This is a genomic window from Nocardiopsis lucentensis DSM 44048 (assembly GCF_000341125.1).
GTDB lineage: Bacteria > Actinomycetota > Actinomycetes > Streptosporangiales > Streptosporangiaceae > Nocardiopsis > Nocardiopsis lucentensis.
Genome location: NZ_ANBC01000229.1, coordinates 1 through 16603 on the forward strand (window position 1 = coordinate 1; position 16603 = coordinate 16603).

Sequence of the window (16603 nt, forward strand, 5' to 3'; positions counted from 1 at the left end):
AGGTCGCGCTCCTCCAGGACGTTGAACAGCGCCACCTGGGCGCGCGCGGGCAGGTCGGGCAGTTCGTTGACGCAGAACACGCCCCGGTTGGCGCGGGGGACGAGGCCGTAGTGGATGGTCTCGGGGTCGCCCAGCGACCGGCCCTCGGCCAGTCGTGCCGGGTCCACGTCGCCGATCAGCTCACCGACCCCGGTGTCGGGGGTGGCGAGCTTCTCGCCGTACCGCTCGGCGCGGTGCCGCCAGACCACGGGGAGGGAGCCGTCCCCGCGGGCCGCCCGCGCGCGGCATCCCGGGCAGACGGGGGTGAACGGGTGGTCGTTGACCGGGCACCCGGCCACGGCCGGAGACCACTCGTCCAGCAGCCCGGCCAGGGTGCGGATCAGCCGTGTCTTTCCCTGGCCGCGCTCGCCCAGGAGGACGATGTCGTGTCCCGCGATCAGGGCTCGCTCGACCTGGGGGAGCACCGTGCCGTCGAAGCCGTGCAGGCCCGGGAAGCGGGGGCGGCCCTCGCCCATCCGGCGCAGGAGGTTGTCCCGGACCTCGGCGGCCACCGAACGGTGGACGTGCCCGGACTCGCGCAGTGCGGCCAGGGTGCTCGGGAGGTCCTTCGGCGGCGTGGGAGGCGTGATGGGACTCACCCGAGGGAGTCTAGGACCGTTCCGTCGGCGACGCGAGCCCGGGCAGGGGTGCCGCACCGGAGGTCCGAGGCGAGCACGGCTCGGGCGCGAATCACCCCAGAGCGGGGCGGGGAGTGGAAGAATGGGAGGAGAAGGTTCGGTCCGAGGTCCGGCAGGGGCCGGTGAAGGCGGGGTGGCGGCTGGTGACGCGGTTCGGCGATGCTCTGACGACGGGGGCCGACCTCGTGAACGCGGCCGAACGGGCCGTGCGGGCCGCCTTGGAGCAGGTGGAGGGGCCGGTCGACCTACTGTGCTTCTTCGTCAGCGGCGCCGATCCGGACGAGGTCACCCTTGCCGGGAGACGCGTGATGGAACTCGCGCCGGGCGCCGTCGCCGTGGGGTGCAGCTCCACCGGTGTGATCGGCGGCGGCCGGGGGGTGGAGGACCAGGGGGCGGTCAGCGTCTGGTGCGCGCGGCTTCCCGGGGTGGAGCTCACACCGTTCCGCTTGGACACCATCCTGGAGGACGACCACCTCGCCGTGGTCGGGATGCGTGAGCCCGGCCCCCGCGACCGGGCGGCGATCCTGCTCACCAACCCCTACGAGTTCCCCACCCAGGCCTTCGTCCGGGAGTCCACTCCGGCGCTCGGCGGGCTGCCGCTGGTCGGCGGGGTGGCNGGACTCCGTGCGGTTGTTCTACGAAGGCGAGGCCGTGGACAGCGGCGCCGTCGGTGTGCTGGTCGGCGGTGAGGGCGTGCTCGGGACGGTGGTCAGCCAGGGCTGCCGCCCGATCGGCCCGAACATGACCGTCACCAAGGCCGAGGGCAACCTCCTGATGGAACTCGCGGGCACCAACGCCTACGAGAAGCTGGAGGAGCTGGTGGACTCGCTCAGCGACGAGGACCGTGCGCTGGCCGTCCAGGGGCTGCACGTGGGCATCGCCATGGACGAGTACGCCGAGCACCACGAACAAGGCGACTTCCTGATCCGTGCGCTCAGCGGCGTCGACCCGGAGATGGGCGCGCTGGCCGTCGGGGACATGGTCGAGGTGGGCCAGACCGTGCGCTTCCAGGTGCGCGACGCGGGCACCGCCGATGAGGACCTGGCCCGCAGACTGGCCGACTTCGGTGCCGAGCACGAGGTCGGCGCGGGGCTGCTCTTCTCCTGCAACGGGCGGGGCGAGGCCCTGTTCCCGCAGGCCGACCACGACGTGCTGGCCGTCCGCCGCATCCTGGGCGTGGAGGCCGTGGCGGGTTTCTTCGCGGCCGGGGAGATCGGCCCGGTCAGCGGTGTCAATCACGTCCACGGCTTCACCGCCTGCCTCCTGGCCTTCGCTGACTGAGGGTTGCCTGGTAAGCCGGACTTTTACCGTCGTATCACCAACACCCGACACAAGCTCCTTGAGTGCGCGCGCACCAGGGCGCTTACTGAGAGTGACCACATGCTTCTTCTCGGGTGAGGGAACACGCGATGTCCGACCGACACCGCCCGGCCACCGTGCGGACTCTGGCCGCCCTGAGCGCTCTGGCCCTGCTGATGCCCGCGACCCCGGCCCACGCGCGCGCCGGGTGGATCCCCCAGGACCTCGCCTCCGCGGACCGGGTCGGCCTGCTGCTCGACGGCGGCGCTCTGCGCGTCGGCGCGGCCGGGAAGGAGAACCGCGTCGGGGCGCGCAGGGAGCACCCGGAGACCGACACCGGTATGGCGGTCTTCCCCGAACAGGGCCTGGGCGCGCGCACCGACACGGTGGACGTGCGTGTCCGGGCCGAGGGGGACGGTCGGGACGTGCTGACCGAGGCGCGTGGCGTGCGCGCCGACGGCATGTGGACCGAGTGGCACCCCGCACGGGGTGACGGCGCGATCACCCTGCCCGAGCACGTCTCCCGCGTACAGGTCCGGGTGGAACTCGACGGCGACGACACCGCCCTGACCGGGCTGGGTCTGCGCGTGGCCGACCCGGAGGACGGAGGACCGGGATCGGACGGGCCGGGCACCGGGCAGGACACGCCCCGGGACCGGCCGGAGGGGCCCGGGGGCGAGGGGGAACAGGAAGGGCACGAGGGAGCGGACACGCGGGCCGAACCGTTCTCGGCCCATCTCTTCGCCACCAGGATCGGCCTGGTCGGCGGACGTACCGCCAACGGACACACCATCCGCCCCGACGACCACTTCGTCGCGCTGCCGTCGCGTCGGGCGCTCGCGAACCGGGGCGGGGGAGAGTACACGGTGCGGGTGTGCACGACGGGGGCGCTGGGTCCGACCGTCCCCCGGGGCGTGCCCGACGACCACGTCGCGCGCTGCGCCTACCTTCCCGTGTGGGACGTGGGCCCGTGGAACATCACCGACGACCACTGGAACGAGTCCCGGCAGTCCTGGCCGGAGCTGCTCCACGGCCGCCCCCAGGCGCAGGCGGCCTACACCGACGGGCACAACGGCGGACTCGACGGGTTCGGCCGCCGCGTCCGCAACCCGGCCGGGATCGACCTGGCCGACGGCGCGTTTCGCGAGGGGCTCCGACTGCCCACCAACGGGTGGGTGCGGGTCGACTACCTGTGGACCGCCGAGTACCGCTCGAAGGCCAGGATCACCACGCAGAGCCGGCGCGCCCCGGTGATCGTTCGGGGCGGTCCCGGTACCGGCCACGCCCCGGTGGGGCTGGCCGCGCACACGGCGGTCGTGGACGTGGACTGCCAGGCCGTCGGTGACGAGATCCGCGGGCCGTTCGGGGCGGACGACGCCTGGTACCGGATCGGGGAGGACAACTACGTCCCGGCGGTGTTCGCCGAGGGAGGCGCCGACGCGCCCGCGTGCGAACCGCTGCCGTGACGGAGGCGACGGCGCGCGGACGCGGCCCGGACACCGGTGGCGGGCTCGGGCCGCAGCGGGTCGGACGGCCGCTCAGGTGCGGATGACGACCGTTCCCGCGGTGCGGTCGTGCAGGGCCTGGCGCTGGTCGCCGAGCGCGGCCATGGACTCGCCCAGGGAGAACAGGTGCCCCAGGAACGGCAGGGACTGGGGGAGGCCGAACAGCGCCGAGCGGCCCAGGGACTGGCCCTGGCTGAGCCTCCCGCCGTCGGCGGCGCTGACCACCTTGATCCCGACCAGCATCTTGCCCAGCGTGCGTCCCCACGCCGCCAGGTACAGCCAGTCGTAGAAGAACAGCAGCAGACCCCAGCCGAACACGAACACCAGGGCCCACACGTTGGCCTGGGCGTCGCTCGTGTCACTGCCGCCGGTCAGCACGGCCACCAGGAGGACGACGATCACGAAGAAGACGAACGCCGCGACGACCGCGAGGACGTAGTCGATCGCCCGAGCCGTCAGACGGCGGCCGAACCCGGCCAGTTCCGGGCCGTCGTGGCGACCGGGGACGGCGGAGCCGGAGTGTGCCCACGCGGCGGGGGCGGGGCGGTGGGGCGGGGCGGCGGGGCCCCAGCCGGCCCCCTGGGCGTACGGGGCGCCGTACGCGGGGTCCTGCGGATTCCAACGGGGGGTGGACATGCGGTTCCTCGGGCGTCGGTCGTTGGGAGAACGAGGCGGGGTCTGCCCCTCCACGGTATCGACGGGACCGCCGTGGCCGGTGTGACCCGTCACGATCCGCCCTCGGGTGGCCGGTGAGGGGCAGGCCGACGCCCCCCCACCGGCCTTTGGAGTGTCAGGCCCCGCTGTACGGCACGGCGTCGATGATCTCCACGCCCAGGCTTCGGCCGTTGGGCAGCTGGTAGCTCACGTTGTCGCCGACGCGCTTGCCGTTGATGGCCGCGCCGAGCGGCGACTTCGGGGAGTACACGTCTATGGGAGCTCCGCTCTCCTCCCGCGAGGCGAGGAGGAAGGTGACCTCCTCGTCGTCACCGTCGAACCGGATGGTGACCGTCATACCGGGGCCCACCACACCCTCGGTGCGGGGCGCCTCGCCGACCCGCGCGGTGCGCAGGATCTCGGTGAGCTGAAGGATGCGGGCCTCCATCTTGCCCTGCTCCTCCTTGGCGGCGTGGTAGCCGCCGTTCTCCTTCAGGTCGCCCTCTTCCCGGGCCGCCTCGATCTTCTCCGCGATCTCGACGCGCCCGCGCCCCGTCAGGTGGTCCAGCTCTCCCTTGAGCCGGTCGTACGCCTCCTGGGTGAGCCAGGTGACGTTGTCGTCGCGGGTCTGGGTCACGGGAACTCCTTGGTGTACTAGTAGCAATGGCCACCAGGCGGCCAGAGCTGAACTCACGAGAATATCACCGAGCGTCGACGCACACGGGCCTCGTGACTCCGCCCTGGTACCGGGCCAGGCAGGGGGAGGGTTCGGTGGATCAGTTCTGCGGGTCTTGTTCCCTGCACGAGGCCACTTCTACCGTGGAAGCCTGTCGAAGCGTGTCAACGCTCGTGGTCACCATCCGGTTCCCCGGCTCGACCGTGACGCTGTCCTGACCGACCTGGACCATCTGGTCGTCCAGCGCCGAGACGAGGCACCGGGCCCCGCCCTGACTGTTCACCTCGAAGGTGATCCTCGCCTCGTCGGCCGAACGGACCTCGAACGACACCACCTGGTGGTACACCCCACCGGCCAGCCCGTTGTAGTTCATGACGGAGTACCCCCACCCGACCGCCGTGATGACGGCGAAGATGGTTCCGAAGAGGAAGAAGAGCGGGCCGTTGCCATGGCGCTTGCGGAGCGCGGGTGCGGCGTCGGCACTGTTCACGGCGGCTTCTTCCGGGGTCGCGGGCATCGGGAATCTCCGAACGAGGGGACGGTGTTGTCTAAGATATCCCCGACCCGACAACCCCCCTACTCGGCCCACGCGTGAGTCGTCCATGCCGTGCATTCGGGGTGCCCGGACGGCCTACCCGTCGAGCCGTTCACCGAGTCAAGGAGAAGCCTTCGTTGTCCGAGCGCCTGCGCCTCATGGCGGTTCATGCCCACCCCGACGACGAGTCCAGCAAGGGCGCGGCCACCATGGCGCGTTACGTGGAGGAGGGAGTCGACGTGCTCGTCGTCACCATGACCGGTGGCGAACGCGGCGACATCCTCAACCCCGCGATGGAACGTCCCGAGATCCGAGAGAACATCGCCCAGGTTCGCCGTGAGGAGATGGAGCGAGCGAGGGAGATCCTCGGCGTCCGGCAGGAGTTCGCCGGTTTCGTCGACTCCGGCCTCCCGGAGGGCGACCCGCTGCCGCCGCTTCCGGAGGGCAGCTTCGCCACCCTCCCCGTCGAGGAGGCCGCCGAGCCCCTCGTCGCGTCCATCCGCCGGTTCCGTCCGCACGTCATCCTCACCTACGACGAGAACGGCGGGTACCCCCACCCGGACCACATCATGACCCACAAGGTGTCGATGCGCGCCTTCGACACCGCGGGTGACCCGGACGCCTACCCCGGCTCCGGAGACCCCTGGCAGCCCCTCAAGCTCTATTACTTCGTCTCCTTCCCGCCCGAGCGTTTCGACGCCCTGGCCAAGGTGCTCGCCGAGCGCGGACTGGAGAACCCGTTCGCCGAGTGGGTCGACCGCATCAAGGAGCAGGACCGCCCCCGCTGGGAGATCACCACCCAGGTGGGGGTGAGTGAGTACTTCGAGGTCGCCGACGAGGCGCTCAAGGCGCACGCCACCCAGGTGGACCCCAACGGGTTCTGGTTCGCGGTGCCGAACGAGGTCCGGGTCGAGGCCTGGCCGACGGAGGACTACCACCTGGTCCGGTCCCTGGTCGACACGGAGGTCCCGGAGACGGACCTCTTCGCGGGCGTCACGGACGCGGTGAGAGTATGAGTGGTATGAACACGCTTTTGACCTCCGCGGCTGTGCTGGCGGAAGAGGTCCAGATGGACCGGAACCTCGTGACCCCGGGCGTCCTCGGCTTCCTCATGGTGTTCGCGGTCGGCGTCGGACTCTACTTCCTCATGCGCAACATGACCGGGAAGCTTCGGACCCTGTCCGCCGACGCCGACGAGGCCGACGGGAGCGGCACGTCCGTGGCCGGCGCCTCCGGCGAGGGCGCGGAGGCCGCGAGGGACTGACGGTCGGCCCCGCCGAGACCCAGCGGGGCCCGCCCGTCACCCTCAACCGACGCCTTCGGCGCGGTACCTCCCCCTCGCGGGCGACCCTCGGGTGGCAGAGTGGGGGTATGTCCAACCGCCTGAGCGACGCGACCAGCCCGTACCTCCTGCAACACGCCGACAACCCCGTGGAGTGGTACCCCTGGGGTGAGGAGGCGTTCGCCGAGGCGCGCCGTCGTGACGTGCCCGTGCTCGTCTCCGTCGGTTACGCCGCCTGCCACTGGTGCCACGTGATGGCCCACGAGTCCTTCGAGGACCCGGCGACCGCCGAACGGATGAACGCTCTGTTCGTCAATATCAAGGTGGACCGTGAGGAGCGCCCCGACGTCGACGCGGTCTACATGGAGGCGACCCAGGCCATGACGGGCCAGGGCGGGTGGCCGATGACCGTGTTCGCCACCCCCGACGGCGCGCCGTTCTACTGTGGGACCTACTTCCCGCGCGACCACTTCCAGCGGCTCCTGGAGGGTGTGGCCACCGCCTGGCGCGACAAGCGCGACGAACTCCTCCACCAGGGCGAACGTGTGGTGACCGCGCTCAGCGGGCCGCGCACGCTGGCCGCCGCGCCCCCGCCCGCCCGGGAGACCCTGGACCTGGCGGTGCAGGCGCTCATCCGCGACTACGACCACGCCAACGGTGGTTTCGGCGCGGCGCCCAAGTTCCCGCCGTCGATGCTGCTGTCGTTCCTCACCGCGCAGCACGAGCGCACCCTGCCGTTCCAGTCCGCCCAGGAACCCACCCCCGCCGGGCTCATGGCGGGGGGCACGGCCGTGGCGATGGCGCGCGGAGGCATCTACGACCAGCTCGGCGGCGGCTTCGCCCGGTACTCGGTCGACCGGGAGTGGGTGGTGCCCCACTTCGAGAAGATGCTCTACGACAACGCCCTCCTGCTGCGCGCCTACACGAGGATGAGCCGCCGACCGCCCGGCTCCGGCCCCGCGGAGAGCGGCGACCACGCCCTCCTGCGCCGGGTCGCCGAGGAGACCGCCGACTGGATGCTCCGCGACCTGCGCACCCCCGAGGGCGGCTTCGCCTCGTCGCTGGACGCCGACAGCGAGGGGGAGGAGGGCACCTATTACGTGTGGACGCCCGCCCAACTGCGCGAGGTCCTCGATCAGGAGGACGCCGAGTTCGCCGCGCGCGTGTTCGGGGTCACCGAGGAGGGCACCTTCGAACGCGGGACCTCGGTCCTTCAGCTCCCCCGGCCCCCGGCCGACGTCTGGCGCCACGAACGCGTCCGCGCGGCCCTGCTGCGTGCGCGGGAGGACCGTGTGGCCCCCGGCCGGGACGACAAGGTGGTGGCCGCGTGGAACGGCCTGGCCGTCGCCGCCCTGGCCGAGGCGGGGACCCTGCTGGAGCGCCCCGACCTCGTGGAGGCCGCCCGGACCGCGGCCGACCTGGTCCTGGACGTCCACGTCCGCGATGGCCGTCTGATGCGCACCTCGCGCGACGGACGGGTCGGGACCAGCGCGGGCGTGCTGGAGGACTACGCGGACATGGCCGAGGGCCTGCTGGCCCTGCACGGTGTGACGGGCGAGGCCCGCTACGTGCACGAGGCCGGGCGTCTGCTGGACACCGTCCTGGACCGCTTCGGTGACGGGGAGGGCGGGTTCTTCGACACCGCCGACGACGCCGAGCGCCTGTTCAGCCGTCCCCAGGACCCCACCGACAACGCCGCTCCCTCGGGGTGGTCGGCCGCCGCCTCGGCGTTGCTGACGTATGCGGCGCTCACCGGTTCGGAACGGCACCGGACCGCCGCCGAGGGCGCGCTGTCCCCGGTGACCCTCCTGGCGGAGAAGGCGGCCCGGTTCGCGGGCTGGGGTCTGACCACGGGCGAGGCCGTCCTGAGTGGCCCCCGGGCGGTCGCGGTCGTCGGCGATCCCGGTGACCCCGCGGCCGACGAGTTGGCGCGCACGGCGCTGCGCTGGGCTCCCCTGGGAACGGTGTTCTCGCGCGGAGACGGCCGGGACGACGGGGGAGTGCCGCTGCTTCGGGGGCGTGCGCCGATCGGCGGCCGGGCCACCGCGTACGTGTGCGAGGGCTTCACGTGCAAACTGCCCGTCACCTCACCGGAGGAGCTGAGGCGGCAGCTGGAGGGCTAGGGCCTTTCCTCGGAACGGTCCACCCGAGGGGGTGTCGTTCGGGCGTCGGCAGGGTTCCAAGAGGCCAGGGCCGCGCCGTAGGCGTCCGTTGAGGGCGGTGGAGGGCGACGAAGGGGGAGAAGCATCCCTGCTCCTGCGGGCGCTCGAACACGGGCCGAAGCGAGACGGAGGCCCCAAGGAACACCGTCTAGCGGAGGGTGACCGCGCCGATGATCTTGTCCACGAGGTCGGGCCGGTAGTCGGGCTGCCGGATCTCCAGGTAGACGGTCTTGGGCACGCCGGACTCGTGGACGGCCGCGATGGTGAAGGACCCGTTGTCGTTGCAGTCCGGCCAGTCCCACGCGCTGCCCTCCCACATGCCGTCGTCGATGAGGCGTTCGGTGGGGGCGCCCGGGCACGGCTCGGTGTCGGTGATCGAGCTCAGGGGCTGGACCCCCGGCATGACCGTCGCGTAGACCCCGTAGGACGGCTGGTCGGCGGAGCGCCAGTTCTCGGCGTCGGTCGCGAAGAGCAGACCGGGCTCCGCGCCCGCGTTCACCGTCACGGGCCGGGCCTCCAGGTCGGTGTCGAACTCGTCGATCCAGACCAGGGGGACGCGCATCTCCAGCGAGTGGTCGTTGGACCTGACGAGCTTCAGGTCCATCCCGGGGTGGCCGACGGAGGCGGTGACGCCCATGGTCATCACGGCGAGTGCGACCACCAGGCCGCCCACCTTGTGCCAGGGCATCCGGTAGCGGCGCCACCACGGGTCGGCGGTGGGCAGATCGGGGGCCATACGGATCGCCCGGACCCGGTCGGTGAAGGTTTTGGCGTCCCCTGGACGGCTTTCCCGGTCCACCGAAAGTGCCGACAGAATGAGTTCGTCGAGCGCTGGGGGCAGTCCTGGCCGGATCCGGCCAGGTGCGATCCGTACCGGAGGTCGCGACGGCGGCCGACCGGTGATGAGTTCGTAGGCGACCGCGCCCAGCGAGTACACGTCCGAGCGAACGTCCAGGTCACCGCCGGGGATGCTCTGCTCGGGCGACATGTACCCGGGGGTCCCCGCCGCCGCGGTGAACCCCGACGCCTCGTCGATCGACTTCGCGAACCCCAGGTCCGCCACCAGCACCCTCTGTCCCACCGGTGACGACTGGAGCAGCACGTTGGACGGCTTGATGTCACGGTGGATCGTGCCGTGGTTGTGCAGCACGGTGATGCCCTGGCCGATCTCGGTCAGCAGTCGCAGCGCCTCGTCGAGGGGCAGCTGACCTCGGCGAACGAGGTCGGCCACGCTCCCTTGGTCGGCGTAGGTCATGACCATGTAGGGGCGTCCGTCGGGCAGCACGTCGACGTCGTGCACCGCGATCAGCCAGGTGGAGTCGGTCTGGCGCAGGATGCGCGCCTCCTCCAGGAACCGGTGCTGGATATCCATCTGGTGTGCCCAGTTCTCGGCGAGTACCTTGATGGCCACCGGATAGTTGAGTAGATCGTCCTGTGCCAACCAGACGGTCGCGAAGGAGCCGGAACCCAGGCGCCGGATGACGCGGTAACGTCCGAAGGCCTCCGGTTGGCTCATGTCCGCCTCGGTGTTTCGGGGGTGGATACGCGGTCGTTGCCCACTAATACACCATCCAGACCCCCGTGCCGCCTTCCACGGATATGATCCCCACTCCGGATACCTCCGAGCGCTGCGGGACGTGGAAAACCACTGGACTCCGACGGGGGACGTGTGCACCGAGGGGTGCGATTCAGGGAGAGACCGACTATGGCCAGTAGTGACCGCCCAGACCACGAAGAGAAGCCCGCGCCCCGGCGCCGGGTGGCGAGCAACGTCGACGAGGAGCTGGAGGACCTCGCGCGACGGGCCAAGGGCGGTGACGCCGTGGCCCTGGACGAACTCCTCCGCCGTATCCAGCCCGAGGTGCTGCGCCGCTGCTCCCGCTTCCTGCCCTACCGCCAGGACGCCGAGGAGGCGTGCCAGGACGCGCTGCTGCGGGTGGCCCGCAAGATCGACAGCTTCAAGGGCGACTCCCTCTTCACCACCTGGCTGTACACGGTGGTGTCCAACTCCGCCCGCCAGACCTACCGCTCCATGAAGCGCCGTTCGGCCGAGTTCCCCACCGAGGCCGAGCGCATGCCCCACCAGAGCGACCCCCGCACCACCAGCGTCATCGCCGGCTCCCGCATCGACCTGCTGGAGGCCCTCGACCAGCTGGAGAAGGACCGCCCGAACCTCGTGGCCCCCTTGGTCCTGCGCGACCTGTGCCAGATGGACTACAACGAGATCGCCTCCGAGCTCAACCTGGCGTTGGGCACGGTCAAGTCGCGTATCCACCAGGGACGCAAGCACGTGCGCAAGTCCCTGGCTGTGACGTAGCTTCCGTCGGCGAACTACTCTGGGGACATATCCCTTCCCGGTCGCCGCTCCGGTGCGCGCCGTTCCTGCTCCAGCTCTGAGAGGTATCGCCCATGGGGCTTCGTGACCCCCTGTACTGGTTGTACGAGCGACGTCTCGAACGTCACCTGACCAGCCAGGAGATGCCGCGCCACGTCGGTGTGGTGCTGGACGGGAACCGGCGCTGGGCCCGGAGCAGCGGCAAGCAGGCCCTGGAGGACGGGCACCGGGCTGGTGCGGACAAGATCTTCGAGCTGCTGCGCTGGTGCGACGAGCTGGGCGTACAGGTGGTCACCATCTGGATGCTGTCCACCGACAACCTGACCCGCGACGACTCCGAGCTCCAGCCGCTCCTGCGCATCATCGAGGCCACCGTCGGCCGGCTGCGCGCCGAAGGGTGGAACACGCGGCCCGTCGGCGCCCTCGACGTCCTGCCCGACACCACCGCCCGGGCCCTGAAAGAGGCAGAATCGGCCACATCGGGCAATCCAGGCCTGGTTGTCAACGTCGCCGTCGGGTATGGGGGTAGACGTGAGATCGCCGACGCGGTTCGGTCCCTCCTCCAGGAGGAGGCGACCAAGGGCACCGGTATCCAGGAGCTGGCCGAGCGCCTGGACATCGAAGACATCGCACGGCATCTCTACACGCGCGGTCAGCCAGACCCCGACCTGCTCATCCGCACGTCGGGGGAACAGCGCCTGTCCGGTTTCATGCTGTGGCAGAGCGTGCACTCGGAGTTCTACTTCTGCGAGGTCCACTGGCCTGCTTTCCGCAGGGTCGACTTCCTTCGTGCACTGCGCTCGTACGGCGCGCGCAACCGTCGCTTCGGCTCCTGACCCCCATCCCCTCCGCCCGTCGCGGCGGACCCCCTTAACGCGGTGTTCACCGCCTGTCGGGCCGGGGCTCTGGAAAACGGGCCGGTGGGCACGTAGCGTCGGATCAGACGGGTGGTGTTCGTCCACCCGTTCGGGAGGCCCCGGCTCATTGATCTCCTCCGTCACAGCGGAACGTCAACGAGGAGGGCCGGACCCGGCCCTCAGGGGCCAGGTCCCGGTCCTCCATGATCCCGTGACAGTAGGGCGCCCTCGCGGTGCCCAAGGGGAGAACGAGTGGCTAGTTCCTCGACCGATCGCCGTGACACCCAGTCCCCCACCACCCCCCACCCGGAGGTGACGGAGGGCACGCGCGTGTACGTGCTCGACACCAGCGTCCTGCTCGCCGACCCGATGGCGGTCACCCGCTTCGCCGAGCACGAGGTCGTCATCCCCGTGGTGGTGATCACCGAGCTGGAGAGCAAGCGACACCACCCGGAACTCGGGTACTTCGCGCGTCAGGCGCTGCGCCTCCTGGACGACCTGCGGGTCGCCAACGGTCGGCTGGACGTCCCCGTGCCGGTGAACGAGCTGGGCGGGACGCTCCGTGTCGAGCTCAACCACAGTGATCCGGAGGTCCTTCCGGCGGGCTTTCGGCTCGGCGACAACGACACCCGGATCCTGACCGTGGCGCGCAACCTCCAGCTCTCGCCGTACGTCCACGAGGACGGGACGGGTGAGGCGGCCGAGGGCGCCGAGGGCGACGTCGTGCTGGTGAGCAAGGATCTGCCGATGCGGATCAAGGCCTCCTCGATCGGCCTGGCGGCCGATGAGTACCGGGCCGAGCTCGCCATCGAACACGGGTGGACGGGGATGGCCGAGCTGGACGTGCCCGCCCACCGGATCGGGGAGCTGTTCGACGGCGGCGGCAGTGAGATCGAGGAGGCCCGAGACCTCCCGTGCCACACGGGTCTGGTGCTCGTGTCCGAGCGGGGCAAGGCCCTGGGCCGCGTGCGCCCCGACAAGTCGGTGCGGCTGGTGCGCGGCGACCGCGACGTGTTCGGTCTGCACGGCCGCAGCGCGGAGCAGCGGATCGCCCTGGACCTGCTCACGGACCCGGAGGTCGGCATCGTCTCGCTGGGCGGGCGCGCGGGCACGGGCAAGTCGGCCCTGGCGCTGTGCGCGGGGCTGGAGTCGGTCCTGGAGCGCCGCCAGCACCGCAAGGTGATGGTGTTCCGCCCGCTCTACGCGGTCGGCGGCCAGGAACTGGGCTACCTGCCCGGGAGCGAGAACGACAAGATGAACCCGTGGGGGCAGGCGGTGCACGACACCCTGTCCGCGGTGACCAGCGAGGACGTCATCGAGGAGGTCGTGGACCGGGGGATGCTGGAGGTGCTCCCGCTCACGCACATCCGGGGCCGGTCACTGCACGACGCGTTCGTGATCGTGGACGAGGCCCAGTCCCTGGAACGCGGCGTTCTGCTCACCGTGCTCTCCCGACTGGGTGAGAACTCGCGGGTGGTGCTCACCCACGACATCGCCCAGCGCGACAACCTGCGGGTGGGCCGCCACGACGGTGTGGTCGCGGTGATCGAGAAGCTCAAGGGGCACCCCCTGTTCGCGCACGTCACCCTGAACCGGTCCGAGCGGTCCCCGATCGCCGCCCTGGTCACGGAGATGCTGGAGAACTGACGCGGGCCGCGCGCGGCCCGGAGGAGGCCGCGCGCGGCCTCCTCCCCGGGCGGCCGGATACGCGGCCGCCCGGTATCCATCGCCGATGAAGAATCCCTGCCTGGAGGACGCTCGAACCCGGGCCGAAGCGGAGCGGAGGCCCAAAACGAACGCCGTTCGGGTGTCGGCGGGGTTCTGCAAGACGAGTTGAGCCGCGAGCGAGGAACGAGCGTCAGGCGAGGACGAGGATGAAGAATCCCTGCCTTGAGGGCGCTCGAACCCGGGCCGAAGCGGAGCGGAGGCCCAAAACGAACACAGCTCAGCGCATTCCGGACACCAGTGCCCCCAGGCGGCGCAGCCGGGCCAGGTTGGCCTCGTAGCGCGCACCCACCACGAGCAGGACCGCGCCGACGACGGCGAACGGCACCCAGTTGGGCAGCAGGACGGTGAGGTCCCACAGCGGCGGACCGAAGGCCCGCAGCGAGGACAGCAGCAGGGCCGCCGACCCCAGGGCCAACGCGGCCCGGAGCCGCGCCCGGAGCCCCCACACCGCGACGGCCAGGCCCACCGCGAGCACTGCGGGAACCCGCCAGAGCATGCCGGAGTCGGCGAGCAGCATCACCACGGACGGCAGGAGCAGCAGGGCCAGTCCGCCCCCGTACGCCGCCCAGCTGGAGGGCGGAGGGACAGCCCGGCGGCTCCACTCCCATCCCACGACCAGCGCGGCGACCGCCGGGACGATCGTGTACGCCTCAGGGGCGGTCACACGCCAGGCCCCCAGCACGGTCCACAGCGCGGCGAGCATGAGCGCCCCGCCGACCACGGCCAACCACCGGCGGCGCGGGCGGACGGCGCTGGCCAGCGCGATGACGCCCACGACAGCCAGGGCGAGGCCGATCACCTCTCCGCGTACTCCGGCGGCGCTCGTCACGATCACCGCGAGCACGGCCCACAGCGCGGCGGGGACCTCCGCCGCCTCCAACAGGGGGCTCCGCAACCGGGGAGCGACCGCCGCCACCGCCGCCGCCAGCGCGATGGGCGCGAGCGCGGCGTACTCCACGGGTGCGCCCAGCGCCAGCGGCAGTGCCAGCGCGAACGCCCCGGTCGCGGTCGTGGCCGCCGAGGTGGCGGCCACCGCCACGACCGTGGTTCTGGCCAGCGCGGCGGCGATCGCCCACACCACCGCGACGGCCATGAGGGCGGCGGTGAGGGCGTACCGCTCGGGCAGGGACCAGGCCAGCCCCAGCAGCAGGGTGAACAGTCCCGAGGCGCCGGGCACCCAGGCGACCCGACGATCCCTCGACAGCGCCGAACCCGCGGTCAGGGCGGCCCCCACCGCGAGGGTCCAGACGAGTGCCACGGCGAACGGCGCGCCGAGCACCACCGGGACGGGGGCGAGGGCGGACGGTGTCACGAGTGCGACGGCGTGCGTCGTCCACCTCCGCGCGAGGAGGAGGACCGCACCCACGGCGAGCGCGCCGGAGAGGACGAGTCCGAACGCCACGGCCAGGGCCGTGCCCGTGTCCGGTTGGGCCGGGAGGCCGAGGACCTCGTACGCGGGCCGGAGCAGGGCCTCCGGGGAGACGGAGGTGAGGAAGGGGACCCGCGCGAACCCGGCCAGCACCGGCGCGCCGTGCGGCCCCGCGAGCAGGGGCACGACCGTGAGCGCGGCCAGTCCGATCAGGCTGAACGTCGCGGGCGTCGGTTGAGGGCGTGCCGCTCTCGCGTGGAGCGACCCCTGGGCGGTGGCGGGTGGTGGGCGGTGGCCGACCACCATCATCGCCGCCCCGACCAGGAGCGCGGCCGCGGCGAGCAGCCACCGGGGGGCGGGTCCGGCCCCGACGGCCACCACCGCGGTCAGGCAGACCGCGCCGACCACGGCGGCCAGCGCTCCCAGTGACAGCGCCGTCCACAGAACCCTGGGCGCGCGGTCGCGCCGGTTCGGGGAGGAGGCTCGGGGCAGCGTCAGGGCGTTGGCCAGGGCGGCGGCGGCCACCATCACGACCACGAACAGGGTCGCGTGCCGCTCCGGAAGCGCCCACAGCAACCCGAGCAGGAGGGTGAGGGTGCCGGTGATCCCGGGTACCCAGCCGGAGCCGCCCGCGATCCGGGACGTGCCCAAGGTGAGCACGGCTCCGAGCAGCGCCGTCCACGCGACGGCCACGGCGTAGGGCAGTCCGAGGATCACCGGCGGCGGCACGAGCGCGGTGGGCGCGGCGAGCGCGAGGGCCGCGGCGGTCCATCGGCGGTCGACGAGACGGGCGACCCCGACGACCAGCGCGCCCGTCGCGATGACGCCGAGGGCGGTCCCGGCGGCCGCGGCGGCGCTCTCCTGGGCCGGGAGCCCCAGCACCGTGTGCGCCGGTTCGAGCAGCGCCGACACGGGCGCCGACCACGGCGGGCGGGGGCGGGAGGGGTCGGGGAGGACGGGGGAGTTCTCGGGGCCGGTCAGCAGCGGGGCGACCGGCAGCAGGAGCAGTCCGGTGACGGTGACCAGCGACGGGAGAACGGAGTCGTCCCGCCCGGGCCCGGCGAAGGGGTTCGGCAGCCGTCCGAACAGCAGGGCGGTCGCCGCGGAGGTGAGCACGAGGGCGGCGAGCAGCCAGCCCAGCGGTTCGGTCATCGTCCCCGTCGCGCGCGACCAGGCCAGCAGCGCGCCGCCCACGAACAGCGCGAGTACCCACAGCGCGGCGCCGGCCACGTACAGCGGGCGGGCGGGCCCGTCCGGCCGGCCGACACCCGTCCGGGCCCGGAGCAGGACGACGACGAACGCGGTCGTCGCCACCAGCAGGACCGCCGCCACGGTGCCGTGGACCGTCGGCAGCGACCAGCACACACCCGTGATCACGGTGAGGGTGCCCGTGGTCGCGGGGACCCAGCCCAGGTGGCCCGAGCGCGGCAGCGACGCGCTGAGAACGAGCGCCGCGCCGCCCAGGACCGCCCAGACGGCCGCGGCGACGGAGGGGAGCCCCAGAAGCGGCGGGACCGCCAGCAG

General features: G+C 72.0%; 12 protein-coding genes and 2 pseudogenes. 8 read left to right on the forward strand and 6 right to left on the reverse strand.

Features of this window, described 5'->3' with window-relative positions:
* Positions 1-629: pseudogene (locus D471_RS0107635) on the reverse strand (magnesium chelatase); the annotation flags it as partial.
* A 191-nt stretch (positions 630-820) separates the two neighbouring features.
* On the opposite strand from D471_RS0107635, the pseudogene D471_RS33410 reads away from it, so the two are divergent.
* Together D471_RS33410 and D471_RS0107645 are read left to right on the forward strand one after the other, a co-directional pair.
* A pseudogene (locus tag D471_RS33410) lies at positions 821-1958 on the forward strand (FIST signal transduction protein).
* A gap of 128 nt (positions 1959-2086) precedes the next feature.
* The gene (locus D471_RS0107645; RefSeq protein WP_017598068.1) at positions 2087-3442 is read left to right on the forward strand and encodes a hypothetical protein; all 1356 of its coding nucleotides are present in this window, start codon (positions 2087-2089) and stop codon (positions 3440-3442) included.
* Positions 3443-3514: 72 nt separating this feature from the next.
* Here the strand turns inward: D471_RS0107645 and D471_RS0107650 are convergent, their stop codons facing one another.
* The 3 genes from D471_RS0107650 to D471_RS0107660 form a co-directional block, all read right to left on the reverse strand.
* Positions 3515-4117 (reverse strand): RDD family protein, encoded by a 603-nt coding sequence (locus tag D471_RS0107650; protein WP_017598069.1) that lies wholly within the window; start codon positions 4115-4117, stop codon positions 3515-3517.
* Positions 4118-4271: 154 nt separating this feature from the next.
* Positions 4272-4772 carry a transcription elongation factor GreA gene (greA, locus tag D471_RS0107655; protein ID WP_017598070.1) on the reverse strand — a complete coding sequence of 167 codons (501 nt, stop codon included), beginning with the start codon at positions 4770-4772 and terminating at the stop codon, positions 4272-4274.
* Positions 4773-4911: 139 nt separating this feature from the next.
* Complete coding sequence (locus D471_RS0107660; RefSeq protein ID WP_017598071.1) at positions 4912-5328, reverse strand: DUF4307 domain-containing protein; 417 nt, start codon at positions 5326-5328, stop codon at positions 4912-4914.
* A 155-nt stretch (positions 5329-5483) separates the two neighbouring features.
* On the opposite strand from D471_RS0107660, the gene mca reads away from it, so the two are divergent.
* From mca to D471_RS0107675, 3 genes are all read left to right on the forward strand, one after another.
* Complete coding sequence (gene mca / locus D471_RS0107665; protein ID WP_017598072.1) at positions 5484-6362, forward strand: mycothiol conjugate amidase Mca; 879 nt, start codon at positions 5484-5486, stop codon at positions 6360-6362.
* Between the two features lie 5 nt (positions 6363-6367).
* Positions 6368-6610, forward strand: coding sequence for a hypothetical protein (locus D471_RS0107670; protein WP_026127511.1), 243 nt, complete (start codon positions 6368-6370; stop codon positions 6608-6610).
* Between the two features lie 107 nt (positions 6611-6717).
* Positions 6718-8751, forward strand: a complete 2034-nt coding sequence (locus D471_RS0107675) for a thioredoxin domain-containing protein (protein WP_017598074.1) — start codon at positions 6718-6720, stop codon at positions 8749-8751.
* 187 nt (positions 8752-8938) lie between these two features.
* Here the strand turns inward: D471_RS0107675 and D471_RS0107680 are convergent, their stop codons facing one another.
* The gene (locus D471_RS0107680) at positions 8939-10306 is read right to left on the reverse strand and encodes a serine/threonine-protein kinase (RefSeq protein ID WP_017598075.1); all 1368 of its coding nucleotides are present in this window, start codon (positions 10304-10306) and stop codon (positions 8939-8941) included.
* Positions 10307-10495: 189 nt separating this feature from the next.
* On the opposite strand from D471_RS0107680, the gene D471_RS0107685 reads away from it, so the two are divergent.
* From D471_RS0107685 to D471_RS0107695, 3 genes are all read left to right on the forward strand, one after another.
* On the forward strand, positions 10496-11107 hold the full coding sequence (locus D471_RS0107685; RefSeq protein WP_051059123.1) for an RNA polymerase sigma factor: 612 nt from the start codon (positions 10496-10498) through the stop codon (positions 11105-11107).
* A gap of 92 nt (positions 11108-11199) precedes the next feature.
* Positions 11200-11961, forward strand: a complete 762-nt coding sequence (locus tag D471_RS0107690; RefSeq protein WP_017598077.1) for an isoprenyl transferase — start codon at positions 11200-11202, stop codon at positions 11959-11961.
* 273 nt (positions 11962-12234) lie between these two features.
* Positions 12235-13629, forward strand: coding sequence for a PhoH family protein (locus D471_RS0107695; protein ID WP_051059124.1), 1395 nt, complete (start codon positions 12235-12237; stop codon positions 13627-13629).
* A gap of 298 nt (positions 13630-13927) precedes the next feature.
* Here D471_RS0107695 and D471_RS40055 read toward each other — a convergent pair.
* The coding region (locus tag D471_RS40055; RefSeq protein ID WP_017598079.1) for an SCO7613 C-terminal domain-containing membrane protein at positions 13928-16603 on the reverse strand (2676 nt) is incomplete at its 5' end.

Excerpts from the sequence above, each read along its gene's own strand:
- D471_RS0107685 (WP_051059123.1), top strand. The coding sequence starts at position 10,496 with ATGGCCAGTAGTGACCGCCCAGACCACGAAGAGAAGCCCGCGCCCCGG.
- D471_RS0107670 (WP_026127511.1), top strand. The coding sequence starts at position 6,368 with ATGAACACGCTTTTGACCTCCGCGGCTGTGCTGGCGGAAGAGGTCCAG.
- D471_RS0107675 (WP_017598074.1), top strand. The coding sequence starts at position 6,718 with ATGTCCAACCGCCTGAGCGACGCGACCAGCCCGTACCTCCTGCAACAC.
- D471_RS0107645 (WP_017598068.1), top strand. The coding sequence starts at position 2,087 with ATGTCCGACCGACACCGCCCGGCCACCGTGCGGACTCTGGCCGCCCTG.
- D471_RS0107650 (WP_017598069.1), bottom strand. The coding sequence starts at position 4,117 with ATGTCCACCCCCCGTTGGAATCCGCAGGACCCCGCGTACGGCGCCCCG.
- D471_RS0107690 (WP_017598077.1), top strand. The coding sequence starts at position 11,200 with ATGGGGCTTCGTGACCCCCTGTACTGGTTGTACGAGCGACGTCTCGAA.
- D471_RS0107660 (WP_017598071.1), bottom strand. The coding sequence starts at position 5,328 with ATGCCCGCGACCCCGGAAGAAGCCGCCGTGAACAGTGCCGACGCCGCA.
- D471_RS0107680 (WP_017598075.1), bottom strand. The coding sequence starts at position 10,306 with ATGAGCCAACCGGAGGCCTTCGGACGTTACCGCGTCATCCGGCGCCTG.